This window comes from Streptomyces griseoviridis, assembly GCF_005222485.1.
In the GTDB taxonomy this organism is placed as follows: Bacteria; Actinomycetota; Actinomycetes; order Streptomycetales; family Streptomycetaceae; genus Streptomyces; species Streptomyces hintoniae.
In genome coordinates this window covers 1,234,440-1,250,924 of record NZ_CP029078.1, presented here as the reverse complement: position 1 = coordinate 1,250,924, position 16,485 = coordinate 1,234,440, and the positions used below count along the sequence as shown (strand labels likewise).

Sequence of the window (16,485 nt, the reverse complement as noted above, 5' to 3'; positions counted from 1 at the left end):
AGTGACGCATGCCCGAGCAGAGCAGCCGACTGCCCCGGTGGGGCGCGGCCCCGCACACCCACAGCCGTCCGCTTCCCCCGTACCGGGGCATCCTGGCCGTGGACGCGAAGGGGTTCACCGGCCATCCGGCCGTCCAGCACGAGGCCATCAGCCGCAGCGTGCCCGAGCTGCTGGAAACAGCCCTCGCCAGGGCGGGACTTCAGGAACTCTGGAACGATCGCAAGTTCCCCGCCTCCACCGGTGACGGCTACGTCCTCGGCTTCGATCCCGCCCTGATGCCCTTCGTGATCCACCCCCTCCTGATCGATCTGCAGGACCTGCTGACGGACTACAACGTCCTCTCCCACGGCGTGGTGCCCATCAGGCTGCGCGTCAGTCTGCACATCGGTCCGCTGCCGGACACCGGCGACGAGTTCAGCGGAAACGGCACGGCACGCAACGACACACACCGGCTGCTCGACTCCCGGCCCGTCAAGGCGGTGCTCGCCTCGCACAAGGAGAACATCACCCACGTCGCGGCGATCCTCTCCGACCGCTGCTACGAGGACGCCGTCGCCGGCGGATACACCGGGCGCCACCTCGACCACTTCGTGGAGGTGGCCGCCACCGTCGAGGGCAAGCCCTTCTCCCAGCGGGCCTGGATCTACGTGCCGCAGCCGTCCGGGCCGCTGTACGAGGAGACCTCGTCCGACGGCACGGTCGAGGAGCAGGTGAAGGCGAGTTCCCGTCGGTCGGAGGGCGGCGGTGAGCAGAGCGGCGGTGACCGCGGCACCCGGGTGCGCAACAGCGCCCCCAACGGCAACCTCAACACGGGGACGGTGCACGGCGGGCAGAGCGTGGCCAATCACCATGTCGCCGGTGACGCTGTCGGAGGGAACAAGGCCGGCCGGGTCCGCGGCTTCCAGGGGGACCAGGTGCGCGGGAACAAGAACCAAGGACGACCGTGATGCCGGGCGACGAGGCGCCGGGGGAACCGGAGAGCGGGGTCTCCGAGCTGCTCGACGCCATCGCCGGACGGACCGGCCCGTGGCGGTCGTTCGTCTACGCCCCGAACGGGAACGTCAACGCGGGATCCGTACACGGCGGTCAAGGCGTCCACAACCAGCGGACGGACGAACCGCGGGCATCTCGGCCGTCCAGAGTGCGCGAGGGGCCGATCCCTCAGGAGGAGGTAACGGCCGCCGCCTTCGGGTTCGCGGAGCCCGCGTGGTTCACCGCGGCCCGCGCGGAACTGGATCGGGGGCTGCTCTTCCTCGCCGGGAGGAGCGGCTCCGGCCGGCACACCGCGGCCCTCAACCTCCTGCGGGCGGAGTGCGGGAGCGGGGCCCCGCTGCGCGCCCTGGACAGCCTCACCGAACTGGACAGCTGGCAGCCCACCGACGCTTCGGCACGCGGCTACGTGGTGGCCGGACTGTTCCCGTCCCGGCCGCTCGGAGCCGGTGTCCTCGGCCATGTGCGGTCCCTGCTGAGCGGGGTCGGCGCCCGCATGGTGATCGTCCTGCCGGACGACACGGCGCTGCTGCGCCGGCTCGAACAGGATCTCCATGTCACGGTCGTGCGGTGCGAACCGCCGCCGCCCGAGGCCGTGTTCGGCTCGCAGTTCGAAGCCGCGGTACCCGACCAACGGGAACGGGACCGGCTGCTGGGGGCGTTGGGCCGCCGGGAGCTGGGGGAGCTGCTGGTACCGGAGCTGCTGCCGGCCGAAGTCGTCGAGCTGGTGGGGGCGTTGGTCGCGGCCGACGGTGACGCGACGGCGCTGGGCGATCTCCGAGACCGGCTGAGCTACCGCGCCGAGCGCGAAGTACCGCCCCTCATGGAGAAGTTGCGCGACGATCCCGACGCCCTCTCCTTCCTGCTGGCGGCCTGCGTGTACGAGGGGGCGGACTACCGCATCGTCAGGGAGGAGGCCGACCGGTTGCTCGACCTCTCCGACGGATGCCTGGCGGCGACACTGCCGGCGACGGACTCCCAGGGCGTGGAGACCGCCGAAAGGCCCAACCCCGACTTCGTCTTCCGGCGCTCCCTGACAGAACTCCTCCATGCCGTCCAGGCCTCCCGGCAGCCGCGCCAGATCCGCACGGCGGGCACCTTCGGACACAGCGTGGAACCGGTGGTCTTCGTCCGGCACCGACAGGCCGAGACCGTACTCAGGCACGTCTGGCGTGAGTACGGCCGGCTGGCGGACCTGGTCGTCAGATGGCTGCGCGAGGTGAGCTGGGACGACGGGCTGACCGGACCGGTCGGCCGGGTCATGGGAATGGCCGCGAGCTGGGGAGGCGGACGCAGGGCGCTCCGCCACATCCAGCCCCTCGCCGGGTCCGAGCGCACGACCGGGCGCGTCATCGCGGCCCACGCCCTGGGCATCGCCGCCCAGGACCCCGTGCTGGTCGCGGAGGTGCGCTACCGCCTCCGCCAGTGGAGCCACGCGGCGAGTCCGGACCTGCGGACCACGGTGGGACTCGCGTGCGGCACCGAGTTCGGACTGGCACGCCCCGATGTGGCCCTGCACCTGCTGCGCACCCTCGTCTTCGGACTGCGCACCCGCGACGGGCAGGACAGCGGAGAGAGCCAGGTGCGCGTCGCCGTACAGGCCGCGGTCACCACCCTGTTCCAGGCCGGCAACGAGGAGAACGTGTTCGGCCGGATTCGCGAATGGCTGAGCGCGGACCAGGCCGACACGGAAGGCATACTCTTCCTCTTCGCCCAACTGCTGCGCTCTCCGCGATGGTTCACCCGGCAGCTCGCCGACGACACCCCCGAGGGCGAACTGATCACCGATCTGATCCGGCAGGCGTTGAACAACGACAGTTCCTTCGACGCCACCTGCGGGGCGTTGCTGGGATGGGCCGACGGAGCGCAATGGGACCCCACGTCGCGCCGAGCGGTCGAGAACCTCTTCGCCGACCTCGCTGAATCCATGCGGTCCGGCGAGTTCCGGCTTTTCGTGGAGATGGACCAGAAGGAAGCCGACGGCCGGGTCGGCCGTGACATCGCACGGGCCTCGCTCGACCGGTGGCGGAGCGGCAGACAGGAGGAGGCGGCATGAGCGACGGACCGACCGAACGTCTCTACCACCGGACGGCGAGGCCGCCCTGGCGGGAGATCCTCGGCCGGCGCTGGTCGGCGGCACAGGACTGGTCCCTGGTGCTGCGGGACACCGCCGGCGACTACTTCGTCCTCGGCCACCGTGGAGATCCCGACGACCCGGATGCCCAGGTGCCGGTGTTCAGCGAGGCGCCCGCACCCGGTGTCCGAGGCGACTACACCGACGTCTTCCGGGTGGACGCGACCGAGCACGTGGACACCAAGGCCATCGGCCTCCCCACGGTGTACGGCACCGAATCCGTGGATCTGTGGGTGTCGTGGTGGGTGCACGATCCGGTGAGTGTCGTCCGTGCGAGAGCCGTGCACGGCTGGCACCTGGTCCGCACCCACCTCGCGAGTGCGCTGCGCGACCTCGCCGAGGCCCAGGCGGTCACGGGCAACGGACTCGGAGCCCCGGAGATCATGCACCACCTCGGTGCACCTCAGCGACTCGAGGAGACGGGCCTGAGCTACCGGGTGTTCGACGTGCGGCTGAGGGAGTCGGACGAGGAACTCCTCCTCGGCCGGGCGGAGAGTGAGGGGGTCCGCTACTCCTGGACGCCCAGCCGGCGTGGCGAGTTCGAGTTCTGCCTCCAGGCGCTGCACGCCGGGCCCGCCTCGCTGGCGGCGCTCTGGCTGCTCAGACATCCCGACCAGGTGAGCCAGGTGCTGGACTGGGCGGTCGACCACCGTGAGCTGCTCAGCCCGCCGCGCACCGACTGGCAGGAAGAACTGGCCACGCTGCTGGGCACGTTGACCGATCAGGAACGGAAAGAGATCTCCTACCTTCTGCGCGACCGTATCTCCGCGTTGGGGCGTCAGGTACCAGACATGGCCGGGTGAGAAGGAGGGAAAGCAGCGGTCGAAAGGGCGGGTGCGTCGTCTTCGGACGACGCACCCGCCCTTTTCCGCGTGCGCTGTCCCGGGCGGTCCGCACATGTGACCACAGCCACTTTCCGTACGCATCGAGAGAGCGGACGCGGCGACTTCCGTGCGCGAATCTCGAGGCGTCCGGAAAAACGGCACGCGAGCACGCCTCGGACGTCAACTACGGCTGCGGAAGGACGACATGCGACCAGAGGAAAATCATTTCGCGGAGAAGGTGATTCCGCTGTACGCCACGCGACGCGACAGCGACTTGGGAGGAATGCCCGCCCCCGCTGACGAGCCGGGAATTCCTCCCGCCATGGTGCTGAACGCCGAACGGGGAATCATCAACACCGGCACGGTCCACGGCGGCCAGCACGTCACGGCCATCGAGCTGACGGGCCACCTCGACCAGGGAGCCGACGGTGACGCCTGAGGTGCTCGGGGCCGCCGACCTCGACGCCCTTGTCGCGGCCCTGGCCGCCGAGCGGAGGATGGTCGTCGTCGCACCGAACGGCACCGTCAACACCGGCCTGGTGACAGGCGACCAGCGGCAGATCGTCTCCACGTCGGCGACGGCCGGCCCCGCGGCCCGGCCCACGGGACAGGGCCCGGTACGCCCCAAGGACCTGCTCGCGGCCAGGCGGCGCTTCGTGCCGCCGCCCGGCTTCGGCGACGCGCTCGCCGCACTCGACTCCGGTGTCTCGGCCCTCGTCGGAGCACCCGGGACCGGCCGCGAGACCCATGCCCTCAACCTGCTGGCCCACGGCCACGACGCCCCTGTGCTCGTCCAGGTGGACGGTGCCGTGGACCTCGCCCGATGGGTACCGGGACGCCACGGGGTGCACGGCTACCTGGTGATGGAACCCGCTGATCCGTTCGCGCTCCGCCCGTGGGACCTGTCCCGCCTCGAAGCGGCCCTGACCGAGGCGGGCGCGCGCCTCCTCATGGTGCTGGCGGACGCTCCCGGCATGGTCACCGCCCTCCGCAACCACCTGGGCGCGCCGGTCCTCACCCATCTGCCACCCGACCCGAGGAAGGTCTTCGACGCCCATCTCGCGGACCTCTGCCCCGACGCCGCCGACCGCGTCAGGGCACTGCGGGCCATGGGCGCGGGCCTGCTCGACGAGGTGCTGCACACCGGGCTGCCACCCCGCCACGCGGCGCGGGCCGCGCAGTTCGTGGCCCGGCCGACGACCGAGGACGGCGCCTGCGCCACCGGGGTCCTGCGTGCCCTGGCACGGGTGGAGGCCACGGAACTGGTGGCCCAGGCGCGGGAGGACCGGGTGGTCCTCGCCCACCTGATCTCCCTCAGCGCCTACGGCGGGCTCGACGGCGACGTCGTGCTGGAGCGGGCAGCCCACCTGCTGGAGCACCTGGACCCCGGCCGGGACCAGGAACCCTCTGCCCGTCACCCGCGTCAGGACCTCGCCAGGCAGCACCCCGGCCCGTCCCGGTACGGAATGCTGCGCGCCCTCGGAGCGCACTTCACCCAGGAGACAGGGCCGGTCGTCACCGGAGCCGTGTCGTTCTGCTGGCCGGTCGTGGCCGACGCGGTGTGGGAGATCCTGTGCCGGGACCACGCCGATCTGCTCCCCGTGCTGCACCTCTGGCTTGCCGACCCGGGAGACGCCCCTGACCAGGTCGAACGGGCCGGGCAGGCGGTCGCCGCTCTCGCTGTGGCGACCGCCGGCCGGTCCCTGGAACTGCTGCGTCCGCTGGCGTTGTCCGACGGGCCCGTGGCTGTCGAAGTCGCCGCCCGGTGTCTGGGAACGACGGTCGGAGGGCCGACGGCCGCCGCCGAGGCCGCGGACCTCCTCGACCGGTGGAGCGTCGCGGGCGAGGCGGCCCTGCGGAGAACGGTCGCGTACGCCTGCCGCCCCGACTTCGGCCGGCTGACGACCCACCAGGTCCTGCGACTGACACACCGGCTCGTTGAGAGGGGCAGCGACGACGCGGAGGCCGCCGGACCCGTCGCGGACGCGCTGGTGCGGCACTTCGCCGTCGGCGACTCCGAGGCCAGGCAAGCCCTCCTGACCAGGCTGGAGGAATGGGCCGCGGCCGACGGCCTGCCGGGCATGCTCGCCGCCCTCGCTTTTCCCGCCATGGCCGGGACGGACCTCGCCTGGTGGAGCGGCCGCATCGGCTCCGACGACGCCACCGCCTCGTCCCTGGTCCGGCTGACCGGACACGCCCTGAACGAATCGGCCGCCTACCCGCCGATGCGGGACGTCCTCTTCGCCTGGTCCCGCGCGGCGGAGCGCACACCGTCCCTCGGTCCGGCTCTGGAGGAACTCCTCAAGGGCCTGACGGCTGCCCGACAGCCTGGTTTCCTCCGATGGCTCCTGGCCGTCGAAAGGACCCCGGACGCCCTGCCCGTGAAGGTCGCGGCGCCGCGCCTGCTCGCCGCGCTGCGCACCAAGCCGCCCGCCCCGCCCACGGACTGACCAGGAGAGAACCCATGTCCCTTCCTCCTCATCCCGGGATCTTCACCTCCGTCGAGCGCCGGTGCGCCGACCTGAACCCCACGCCCGAACTGCGCCTGCCCGACACCCTCGGCGGGCGGCCCGCACCCGTCGCCCTGCGACAGGCCCGCCAGTTGCTCTACGACCGGTCCTTCGACCCCGCCGCCCGTACCGACCTGTGGCACCAGATCGCGGAGCGCCGACGCCTCGACCCGAACCGGTCCGACTGGCCCACGGCCGTCGTATGGCTGGGGCTGCCAGGACTGCGCAGGACCGCCGCCAGGATCGTCAGGTCGCTGCGCGTGGAACGGGACGACGTCGAAGCCGAACTCGTCACCTGCTACCTCGAAGCCCTCGCGGACATCGGACCCGACACCTCCGACCCCGGCGGGCAGGTGCTGCGTTCCGCCTGCTCGCGCGCGTGGACACGGTGGCGCACGGTCCGCCACGAGAGGGTGACGGACGACGTGGAGGGCAGCGGCGGCTCTCCCATGGACACGGACGCGCGGGGAAGCTGGCAGGCGCAGTACGACCCGCCCGCGAACCGGTCGGGACTGGCGGCCGGTCTGCGGTTCACCGTCCCCGCCCACCGGGTCGAAGGAGTGCGGATCGGAGCGCTCGCCCAGACCTGGGGTCTCGCCGCCCCCGGCACCCGGTACTCGGGGCGGGGGCGCCAGGTCGCCGCGCTCTCCCTGCGGCACGTGCGGAGGAACGGATGACCGGACCCGCCGAGACGGCTCTCACCTTCCGCGAGATCTTCAACCTCCCGGTCAGCGTCGGCCTGACCACGGCGGCCAGGGCGTTCGGCATGTGCCGGGGCACCGCCTATCGGCTCGTCGCCCTCGACACGTTCCCCTGCGACACGGTCCGGGTCGGCCGACGCCACCGGGTGCTCACCGTGGATCTGCTGCGCGCGCTGGGAATCGAGGAACGCCCCGTCTTCGCCGACGAGATCGCTGACGGGGTCGCGCTCACCCTCTTCGACTGAACTCCGCGGGCCACTCGCTGCCGCCCGACACACCCGCACACCGAGCAGAAGGAACCTGCCATGCCCACCTGCCTGGCCATCGGGGCGCCGCACGTCGCGTGCTCCTCCCCACGCCCCTCCCCGGCCGACCGGCACCGGTCGGAGATCTTCCACCAGGACGTCGTACGGCCCACCTGCGAGCGACTCGGCCTCACCCTCCTGCGCACGGAGGGCATCGAGGACGCCGGCCTGACCGCGGACCAACTGCTCGACCTGGTGACCGGAGCGGACATCGTCGTCGTCGAACCCAGCGGCTTTGACGGGGGGTTGTCCTTCGGTCTCGGCGTACGCCACGCGCTGGGCCGCTGCACCGTCCACGTCACTGAGGGAACCGGCACCCCACCCGGGACGGCCCGGCTCCGGGCCGTCGCGCTCCCGACCGACGCCGACGGAGCGGTCGCGGCCCGGCGGCATCTCACGGCCATCTTCGCGGAGGCCCTGGGCAGGGAGAACGTCGTCTCCGAGCCCATCGAAGAGGCGGCGCGGACACCCCAGGTCCCGACGTCCGGGCAGGACGAGAACGCCCCCGGTCTGTTCGACCTGATGGTCGAGGCCGAAGCGCAACTGGAGGCCATCGAGGGGGACATGGCCGATGTGGAGTCCGCGCTGACGGACCTGGGGGCGATGATGGAGCTCATCGCCGAGGACATGGCGCGCGTCAGCCACCCCGGGGCCTCCATGAAGATGACGCTCGCGGTGGTCAACCGCCTCGCCAGGGCGATCGACGGTCCTGCGGGTGACCTGGAAGCAGCGGCCAACCGCTTCGCGGACCGGATGAAGGCCGCCTCCGTGGGGTTCGGGGCTGTTCTGGAATGGGCGGCGGCCGTGCCTCGCGAGGAGTGGCCCGACGGCTTCGAGGGGGTTCTCGACGACGTGGTCACGACGTGCTCGGGCCTCCAGTTCGACAGCGCCGCCTTCCAGGAGATCCTGACCCTGATCAACTTGTTCGGAGCCTCCAGCCGGCATCTGCGCAGGCCGGCCCGGCGCATCGGGACGTCCTTCCAGACCATGTTCGCCAGCATGGCGGTACTGGAGGAGTGGCAAGGCACGGCCTTGACGCTCCAGCGGACCTGATCCTCCCCACCTGCCCAGGACCGGTGCGACCCGGTCCCGGTCCCGGGCGCGTCCCCCATCGAATCCCGCGAGCCGCTCCACCTGAGCGCCCCCCCGCGAAGAACTTCCCGCCGAGTGTCATACGGCCCGGCACGTTCACGCGTCTACCAGACGACAGTGCGACAACGTACCGACCAGGAAGGGGAGTTCAGCGATGCAGCGTGACGACGTCCGCCGCCGGGCCCGGGTGCTCGCCACGATGGGCACGGTGGCCGCGGTCGTCTCCCTCGCCCTCACGGGCTGCGCGCAGCACACCGGGCGCTTTGACCGGGCGCGGACCGGCGACGCCACCGTGCCCCGGCTCGACTACGCGGAGGAGCTGCGGATCTCGGACGCCGAACAGCGCCTGGTCACCCGGTGCATGACCGGGCACGGCTTCCGCTTCTGGGAGCAGCGCGGTCTGAGCCTTGAGGAGAGCCGGCCGGTCGGCTACGTCCAGGACGACATCGGGTGGGCCCGCGCTCACGGGTACGGCAGCCGGATCATGGCGAAGGAGGACCGCGCCCGGCTGCGCAACCCCAACCTCGCCTACCGCAACTCCCTCTCCGCGCACCGCCGTTCGGCGTACGACACGGCGCTGGACGGCGATCGGTCGGCGCCCGTGCTCAGGACCAGGGAGCCCGGCGGCGGCACCGTCCGCAAGCAGTCGGGCGGCTGCACCGCCGAGGCCGAGAAGAAGCTGTACGGCGATCCGGCGACCTGGTTCCGCACCGACACGACCGTCAGCAACCTCCGTCCCCTGTACGTGGGGAAGCTGCTGCGCGACAAGGAGTTCAGCGGCGCGGTGCGGGACTGGTCGCGCTGCATGCGCCGGGCCGGGCACCCCTTCGCCGACCCCGACGCGGCCCGGCGGGCGACCAGGAACCACGCCGCCGGGCAGAGCGGGGCGGCCGAGGCCAGGACGTTCGCCGCCGAGGTCACGATCGCCGTGGCCGACGCGCGGTGCGTGGGGGCCGTCTCTCTGAAGTCGGTCGGCGAGCGCCGGGAGGCCCACTACATGGGCGAGTTGACCGACACGTACGGCCCGGCGCTGTCCCGGTACGGGCGGCTGCGGCAGGCCGCCCTCACCCGGGCCGAGCGGATCGTGCCCGCGAGGGCCTGACCGGGCCTGACCATCCCCGGCCCGCACGGACCGGCGGTACCCACCACCGGCATCCCGGGCCCCCACGGACCGGCGGAACACACCACCGGCTCCGGCGCCACACGCCGCGCCCGGTCCGTCCGGCGATTTCCCTGGATTTGCCTGGGTTTCCCTCGATCTTCCTCTCTTTCCATCCATCACCTTCCATCCGCCTCCCCGCGAGGCAGAACAGGACCACGTCATGCGCAAGTTGACCCTCTCCGTCGTCACCCTCGGGCTGGCCGCGTTCGGTGTCGCCGTCCCGGTGACCGCCCAGGCAGGCACCGGCTGCAACAGCAACTGGAACAGCCACGGCCGGGACGGCAACGTCCGCGCCTGGAGCGGCACCGACTGCGGCGGCACCCTCCTCGGTGTGACCCCCGGCAACGACCCCAACTGGGGTGACGCCGCGGGGCCCTTCCAGGGCTCGGACGGCAACGCCGCCTCGTCGGTGATGAACAGCGGCTACCTCGGCGGCAAGGACGTCGTCGCGTTCTACTACTGGACGGGGTACGACGACACCGCGTACGGCTGCCTCAAGCCCGGCGAGCTGTACGTCGACGATCTGGGCCGCAACAAGTTCACCAACAACATCAACATGAACGACAACATCATGTCGCACGCCTGGGTGACGGCCTCCGCCTGCGCCCCCGGCTCGTTCATCAGCTGACCCCGATGACCGCGGGCGGCCCCGGCAGGCGCCGCCCGCGGCAGGGTCAGGCCGGTCGCCGTCAGGTGAACAGGGCGGTGAGCAGGGCGATGTCGTCGTCCTTGTGCTGGCCGAAGCGGGTGAGCAGCAGCTCGCACAGCTCCTCCAGGTCGTCGGGGCCCGTGGCCACCGCCTCGCGCAGTTCGGCGAGGGTGGTGTCGAGGTGGGCGGTGCGGATCTCGATGAGACCGTCCGTCACCAGGAGCAGCCGGGTGCCGGGCGGGATGTCCAGGACGGCCGGCGCGGGATGGGGCAGACCGAGGCCGAGGAGCGGCCCGTGCGGGGTGTGGAAGCGCGGTCCCGTCAGCGGGTCGGTCACCAGCGGCGGGATGTGACCGGCGTTGGCGATGTGCAGCCTGCGGCCGTCCGGCTCGACGAGGACCAGGCAGAGCGTCACGGTGACGCCGGGCTGCGACTGGCGCAGCAGGGTCTCCAGCCGTTCCAGGATGTGGTGCGGGGGATGCCCCTCGACGGCGTAGGCGCGCAGCGCGTGCCGCACCTCGCCCATGACGGTCGCCGCCGTCAGGGAGTGCCCGACGACGTCGCCGATGGCGAGCAGCAGCCCGTGGGCGGTCTGCACCGCCTCGTAGAAGTCGCCGCCGATCTCGGCGTGTTCGGAGGCCGGGAGATAGCGGAAGGCCAGTTCCACGCCCGGGACCGTCGGCAACTCCTTGGGCAGGAAGGACCGTTGCAGGGCCAGGCCGAGGGCGTGCTCCTCGTCGAAGGTGCGCAGGGCCTCAAGGGCGAGGGCGCAGCCGTTGGCGAGTTGCTGGAGGAGCTGTTCGTCGTCGGCGCCGCTCAGGGCGTCGGTGGGGACGGCCAGGCAGACCGGGGGCCGGCCGCGCTTGGTGCGGGACATCGCGAGCGTCACCTGGCCTTCCAGGTGGTCGCCAGGGAGCAGGGCCCGCCACTGGTCGTGCGGGATCCGTACGACGGTGACGCCGGTGTCCTGGTGGAGTCCGTGCGCCGTCAGCTGGTCGAGGAGGCCCGGATGCGCGGGCCTGACCCGGACCGCCGTGCGCGGCGCGTCGGTCGTGCTGTGGACGGCCTGCGCCCTCGGGGAGAGGAACACCGCGCTCGCCGGGGTGCTCAGCACGGCCGCCGCGCCGCCGGTGGCCGCCGTCGCGAAGGAGTGGAAGCCGACGGCGCTGTAGACGTCGAGGGTGGCCCGGTTCAGGGCGATGAGCCGCTGCGCGAGCCGCTCGGCCCGCTGCCTCGCCCGCGCGTAGCGCAGCGTCGCGGTGACGGTGGCGAGCAGCTCACCGGGGTCGATGGGCTGGTCGAGATAGGCGTCCGCGCCGCGCCGCAGCCCCTCCGCGTGGTCCTCGGGGCTGACGGCCGCCGCGGAGATCTGGATGACCGGCATCGAGGCGGTCAGGGCGTCGTTCTTGAGCCGCTCGCTGATCTCGAAGCCGCTCAGGTCGGGCAGCCTGACGTCGACGATCGCGATCTCCGGCAGCCGCTCGGGCGTGGTGTCGAGGAGGGCGAGGCCCTCGGCGCCGGTCGCCGCGGTGACGACGGTGTGCCCGGCGCGCTCCAGCCAACTGGTCAGCACATAGCGGTTGGTCTCGTTGTCGTCGATGACCAGGATGGTCGCGGGCGACGGAGTCCGGTCCCAGCCGGTCATGCGTCTGCCCCTTCGGTCGCCAGGCCCTTCGGGTGCGGTCGGCTGAGGTCGGGCAGGTGCACCCGCACCTGGGTGCCCGCGCCCGCGGTGCTGGTGAGGGTGAGGGTTCCGCCGAGGAGTTCGGCGAGCGTGCGGGCGTAGGGCAGGCCGAGACCGGTGCCGCCCGTGCCGTTCTGGTGGCTGCCGCGGACCTGGTAGAACACCTCGAAGACGCGGTCGAGTTCCTCGGCGGGAATCCCGACGCCGGTGTCCGTGATGGTGAACAGGACGGCGGGCGGGTCCTGTTCGGGGTCCGCCGTGATGTCCAGGCGCACCTCGCCCCGCTCGGTGAACTTCAGCGCGTTGGAGAGGAGGTTGCGCAGGATGCGGATCAGCAGCGTCTCGTCGGTCACCAGCGCCGGGGGGTGCGCGAGGTCCGGCGTGACGAGCGTGACGTTCTCGTGGCCGTGGCCGCTCAGCAGCAGGCCGCCGAGGTGCGCGACGAGCAGCCGCAGATCCACCGGCGCCGGATGGATCTCGACATGCCCGGCCTCCGCCTTGGCGACATCCATCAGGTCGCTCACCAGCGACAGCAGGGTGTGGCCCGACGACGCGATGAGTTCGACCTGGTCGCGCTGGTCGCAGGTGAGCGGGGGAGAGCCGGGGGCGAGCAGCAGGCGGGAGAGCGCGACCACCGAGTTGACGGGGGTGCGCAGCTCATGGCTGATGTTCGTCCAGAACCTGGTCTTGGCCTCGCTGGCCTCCTGCAACTGGTGCCGCTTGTCGTCCAGTGCGGAGTGCAGCGCCAGCACACCCCGGTTGGTGGTCTCCAGTTCCTGCGTCAACTCCGAGTACAGGGCCAGCACGCCCCGGTTGGTCTCCTCCAACTCGTCGTTGAGCCGCTGGAGTTCCTCCCGCTGGGCGCGGGTCTCCTCCAGGGCGGCGATCAGGTCCCGGGTCTGGGCGCGGAGATTGTCCGCCTCGGTCGACCGGGAGCCGTCCTTGAGGACGTCGAGGAGACGGGCCCGCCGTTCGGCCGTGCCGGCACCGTCCGCGGGCAGCGGCTGCACGACGACGACGCGGCGGGCACCGGAACCCGACCGGTGGTCGATCTGCACGAGTTTCGCGGCCAGCCCCAGCGACTCCGTGGTCGGAGGGGGCCCGCTGCTCCAGACGAACGTGACGACGAGGGAGCCGTTCTGCTCGTCGTCCGCCACGGCGAAGGAGACCTCGAGGCCGGCGCAGCCGAGCCGGTCCCGGCCCAGCTCGCTCAGCGCCGTCGCCAGCCGCACCTGGTCCTGCCGGTCCAACGCGAGCGCGGCGGCGGCCTGTTGGGCGCTGCGCCGCAGACCGAACACGTCCTGCGTCGACACCAGCGCGAAGGACGCCACGGGACCGTGCGGCGACCCGCCGAGCGGGTCGTGGGACGGCCCGGAGGGCGCCGGGACGCGCGACCCGGAACCCGCTCCGCCGGCGAGGGACCCGGCGGCCTGACCGGACGGGGACGCGGCGGCCCGGCCCGCGGGCGGTGGCACCGACGGCCCGGTGGCGGACGCGACGCCCAGGCCGGGCGACGCCACGGACGGCGGGCCCTCGCCACGGCGCCCGCCGCCCGGCCGGTTCCCCTCAAACGCGTCGGTCACCACGGTCCGCCCGTCTCCCGCCGGTCACCAGGCGCCCTTGACCACGACGACACTCGCGTCGTCCCTGCGCACCGCGGCCTCCCGGAGCAGCTGACCGGCCATGACCAGCGGCGAGTGGCGCAGCAGCCCCGGCAGCGCCGTGTGGTCCCAGCGTTCGGTCAGCCCGTCGGAGTGCATCACCAGGGCGCCGTGCTCGGGGAGCGGCTCCTCGAACGTCCGCAGCCTGCGCATCTGCGCGCCGACGATCCCGGGGGCCGAGAGCAGCGCCCTGCGGCCGGCGGGGTCGACGAGGAAGCCGCTGACGTTGCCGATCCCGCAGTACCGCACCCGCCCCTCGGCCGGCTCGATCCGCGCCACCGCGACCGCGCCGCCGCGGGTGCCCCGCAGCGCCCGGTCGACGGCGGTGAGGACGCCCTCGGGGCTGAGGTCGGCGCAGTCCCGGAACGCGCCCACGGCCGCCTGGCTCGCCCGCGCGGCCAGCGGGCCGTGCCCCAGGCCGTCGCAGAGCATGACCACCACGACGGGCGGCGCTCCCTCGGGTCCCGCGACGAGGGTGCGGACGGCCCACGCGTCGCCGCACACCGTCTCCCCGCTGATGGGCCTGGTCACCCCGTCGGCGCCCGACGTCCCCGGGAGCGGGGTCGCGGACTCCGCTCCGCGCGGCCAGAACCGGGCGCTCAGGACCGTCCCGCGCCCCGGGACGGAGTGCAGGTCGAAGTGGTCAGCGAGCCGGGCGACCGCGCCGAGCCCGATCCCCAGGGTGCCGGCGCTCGACGCGCCGTCGACCATGGCCGCGGGCACGTCCGTCATCCCGGGCCCCGAGTCGACGGTGAGGAACTCGACGCCCGCCTCGGCCCCCGAGCGCACGACGCGCAGCAGGAGCCCGCCGTCCACGCTGTGCCGCTGGACGTTCGTGGCGGCCTCGGTGACCGCGAGGGCGACCTCGGCCGACCGGTGGCTGGTGAACCCGAGGCGCCGGGCGAGCGCGGCGGCCGCGCCCCTGGCGGTCGTCGCCAGCGACGCGCCGTCCCGGAACCACGCCACGTCCTCGCATTCGAGGAAGGCGGTGGTGTTCATCGCACCCACTTGATGATGGTGACCACGGTGCCCTCGCCGGGCACGGTGTGCAGATGGAAGTCGTCGACGAGACGGCGGGCGCCGCTCAGGCCGAGCCCGAGGCCGCTGCCCGACGTCCAGCCGTCCGTCATGGCCTGCTCGACGTCGGGGATGCCGGGCCCGGTGTCCTCGAACACGGCGCCGACCCCGTGCTTCCCGTCGGCGCTGACCATCCCGGCCAGCACCGCGCCGCCACCCCCGTAGATGAGGGTGTTGCGGGCCAGCTCGCTCGCCGCGGTGATCATCTTCGTCTGGTCGACCAGGGAGAGACGGCACTGCTGCGACAGGGTCCGGATGGCCTGGCGGATGTGGACGAGATCGGCGCTGCGGGTGATGGGGAAGGTGAGCGGTTCGGCGCCCGCCTGCCAGGGCGCTGTCACTGGGAGGCCGAACCGATGGGCCGGCGCAGTTTCGCCAGTCCCTTCTCCAGATCGAGGGCGGTGCTGACGCCGCCGAGCGAGAGTCCCAGCTCGACCAGGGTGATGGCGACGGCGGGACGCATCCCCACGACCACCGTCCGCGCGTCGAGCACCCGGGAGATCGCGGCGACCGTCGCCAGCATGCGCCCCACGAAGGAGTCGACGATCTCCAGGGCGCTGATGTCGATGACGACCCCGCGGGCCGACTTCGCGACGATCTGCTCCGCCAGGTCCTCCTGGAGGTTGAGCACCGTCTGGTCCTCCAGGTCGAACTGGACCGAGACCAGCAGGACGTCACCGATCCGCAGGACCGGAATGCGCTCGCTCATCGCTGCACGCTCTCACGCGCGACGAGGTCCACGCCGGAACGGCGCAGCGCCAGCTTGAGGGCGTCGGCCAGGCTGGCCTTCGTCACGATGCCGTCGAACTCGATGCCCAGCGCGACGATCGTCTGCGCGATCTGCGGGCTGATCCCGGACACCGTGCACTCGGCGCCCATCAGCTTGGCCGCGACGATGGTCTTCAGCAGGTGCTGGGCGACCTGGGTGTCCACCGCGGGAACGCCCGTGATGTCGATGATCGCCTGCTCGGAGCCGGTGTCCACCAGCGCCTGGAGCAGCTTCTCCATCACGACCTGGGTCCGCGCCGAGTCCAGCGTGCCGACCAGCGGCACCGCGATGACGCCGTCCCACAACCGGACCACGGGCGTGGACAGTTCGAGGAGCTGCTCGGCCTGCGCGGTGATCAGCTCGTCCCGGGTCTGGGTGTACGTCTCGATCGTGAACAGCCCGAGACCGTCCAGGATCCGGCCGAGCTGCAGATAGGCGCGGACCGTGTCCGCGGAACCGTCCTGGAGGGCGGGTTCGAGAATTCCCTTCAGCGCGAAAACGCTGACGGCCGTCTCACTCGGGGAGAATCCCTGCCGGGCCCTATTCCTCGACAATTCCGTGAGCAGCGCCCGGACTTCGGACATCTGCTCGGCGTGCACATCGGTCGCGCCCTGTCGCAGTGCCTCCACCAAGGCGTCGTACAGTTCGCGCAGTTCGCGGTCGAGTTCGGCCGCGCCGATCCGGCCTTTCAGTGAGCCCGATACCTCGCGCACCCACGTCGCGGCCAGGTCCTGGCCCTCGACGGACAGGAGCCCCACCAGGTCCACAGCGTCGTCCCGCTTCACCATTCCGGTGCTCCTTCGATATTCATCTGTTCAGGTAAAGACCGACGTGGGCAGCTTACGGCAGGTTGGGTGCCGCGAGTCCTGCTTCAGGTTCCACACGGCCCGCACCGGTGAAAGGTGCGAACCCCGGCGCGGAGAAGAC

General features: G+C 72.1%; 16 protein-coding genes. 10 read left to right on the top strand and 6 right to left on the bottom strand.

Annotated elements, in window-relative coordinates:
* Positions 1-8 precede the first annotated feature (8 nt).
* From DDJ31_RS05050 to DDJ31_RS05005, 10 genes are all read left to right on the top strand, one after another.
* Complete coding sequence (locus DDJ31_RS05050) at positions 9-947, top strand: hypothetical protein (protein ID WP_127181493.1); 939 nt, start codon at positions 9-11, stop codon at positions 945-947.
* Entirely contained in the window at positions 947-3,046 is a 2,100-nt protein-coding gene (locus DDJ31_RS05045) for a hypothetical protein (RefSeq protein WP_164785038.1), read from the top strand. The genes DDJ31_RS05050 and DDJ31_RS05045 overlap by 1 nt, the downstream gene beginning before the upstream one ends.
* On the top strand, positions 3,043-3,927 hold the full coding sequence (locus tag DDJ31_RS05040) for a hypothetical protein (RefSeq protein WP_127181494.1): 885 nt from the start codon (positions 3,043-3,045) through the stop codon (positions 3,925-3,927). The genes DDJ31_RS05045 and DDJ31_RS05040 overlap by 4 nt, the downstream gene beginning before the upstream one ends.
* A gap of 304 nt (positions 3,928-4,231) precedes the next feature.
* Positions 4,232-4,387, top strand: a complete 156-nt coding sequence (locus DDJ31_RS05035; RefSeq protein ID WP_164785039.1) for a hypothetical protein — start codon at positions 4,232-4,234, stop codon at positions 4,385-4,387.
* The gene (locus tag DDJ31_RS05030) at positions 4,377-6,398 is read left to right on the top strand and encodes a hypothetical protein (protein ID WP_127181495.1); all 2,022 of its coding nucleotides are present in this window, start codon (positions 4,377-4,379) and stop codon (positions 6,396-6,398) included. The genes DDJ31_RS05035 and DDJ31_RS05030 overlap by 11 nt, the downstream gene beginning before the upstream one ends.
* A gap of 14 nt (positions 6,399-6,412) precedes the next feature.
* Complete coding sequence (locus DDJ31_RS05025) at positions 6,413-7,135, top strand: hypothetical protein (RefSeq protein ID WP_127181496.1); 723 nt, start codon at positions 6,413-6,415, stop codon at positions 7,133-7,135.
* Positions 7,132-7,404, top strand: coding sequence for a DNA-binding protein (locus DDJ31_RS05020; RefSeq protein WP_127181497.1), 273 nt, complete (start codon positions 7,132-7,134; stop codon positions 7,402-7,404). Before DDJ31_RS05025 ends, DDJ31_RS05020 begins: the two co-directional genes overlap by 4 nt.
* A 60-nt stretch (positions 7,405-7,464) precedes the next feature.
* Positions 7,465-8,517 carry a hypothetical protein gene (locus tag DDJ31_RS05015; protein ID WP_127181498.1) on the top strand — a complete coding sequence of 351 codons (1,053 nt, stop codon included), beginning with the start codon at positions 7,465-7,467 and terminating at the stop codon, positions 8,515-8,517.
* A gap of 193 nt (positions 8,518-8,710) precedes the next feature.
* Complete coding sequence (locus tag DDJ31_RS05010) at positions 8,711-9,658, top strand: hypothetical protein (RefSeq protein ID WP_127181499.1); 948 nt, start codon at positions 8,711-8,713, stop codon at positions 9,656-9,658.
* A 220-nt stretch (positions 9,659-9,878) separates the two neighbouring features.
* Positions 9,879-10,346: a hypothetical protein gene (locus tag DDJ31_RS05005; protein ID WP_127181500.1), complete on the top strand. Its 468-nt coding sequence runs from the start codon at positions 9,879-9,881 to the stop codon at positions 10,344-10,346.
* A gap of 61 nt (positions 10,347-10,407) precedes the next feature.
* Here the strand turns inward: DDJ31_RS05005 and DDJ31_RS05000 are convergent, their stop codons facing one another.
* The 6 genes from DDJ31_RS05000 to DDJ31_RS04975 form a co-directional block, all read right to left on the bottom strand.
* Positions 10,408-12,012, bottom strand: a complete 1,605-nt coding sequence (locus tag DDJ31_RS05000) for a SpoIIE family protein phosphatase (protein ID WP_127181501.1) — start codon at positions 12,010-12,012, stop codon at positions 10,408-10,410.
* Positions 12,009-13,382 (bottom strand): sensor histidine kinase, encoded by a 1,374-nt coding sequence (locus DDJ31_RS04995; RefSeq protein ID WP_127182947.1) that lies wholly within the window; start codon positions 13,380-13,382, stop codon positions 12,009-12,011. The genes DDJ31_RS05000 and DDJ31_RS04995 overlap by 4 nt, the downstream gene beginning before the upstream one ends.
* A 276-nt stretch (positions 13,383-13,658) precedes the next feature.
* The gene (locus DDJ31_RS04990; protein ID WP_127181502.1) at positions 13,659-14,711 is read right to left on the bottom strand and encodes a SpoIIE family protein phosphatase; all 1,053 of its coding nucleotides are present in this window, start codon (positions 14,709-14,711) and stop codon (positions 13,659-13,661) included.
* Entirely contained in the window at positions 14,708-15,130 is a 423-nt protein-coding gene (locus tag DDJ31_RS04985) for an anti-sigma regulatory factor (protein ID WP_164785040.1), read from the bottom strand. The genes DDJ31_RS04990 and DDJ31_RS04985 overlap by 4 nt, the downstream gene beginning before the upstream one ends.
* Positions 15,127-15,498, bottom strand: a complete 372-nt coding sequence (locus DDJ31_RS04980) for an STAS domain-containing protein (RefSeq protein WP_127181503.1) — start codon at positions 15,496-15,498, stop codon at positions 15,127-15,129. The genes DDJ31_RS04985 and DDJ31_RS04980 overlap by 4 nt, the downstream gene beginning before the upstream one ends.
* The gene (locus DDJ31_RS04975) at positions 15,495-16,346 is read right to left on the bottom strand and encodes an STAS domain-containing protein (protein WP_127181504.1); all 852 of its coding nucleotides are present in this window, start codon (positions 16,344-16,346) and stop codon (positions 15,495-15,497) included. The genes DDJ31_RS04980 and DDJ31_RS04975 overlap by 4 nt, the downstream gene beginning before the upstream one ends.
* Between the last annotated feature and the right edge of the window lie 139 nt (positions 16,347-16,485).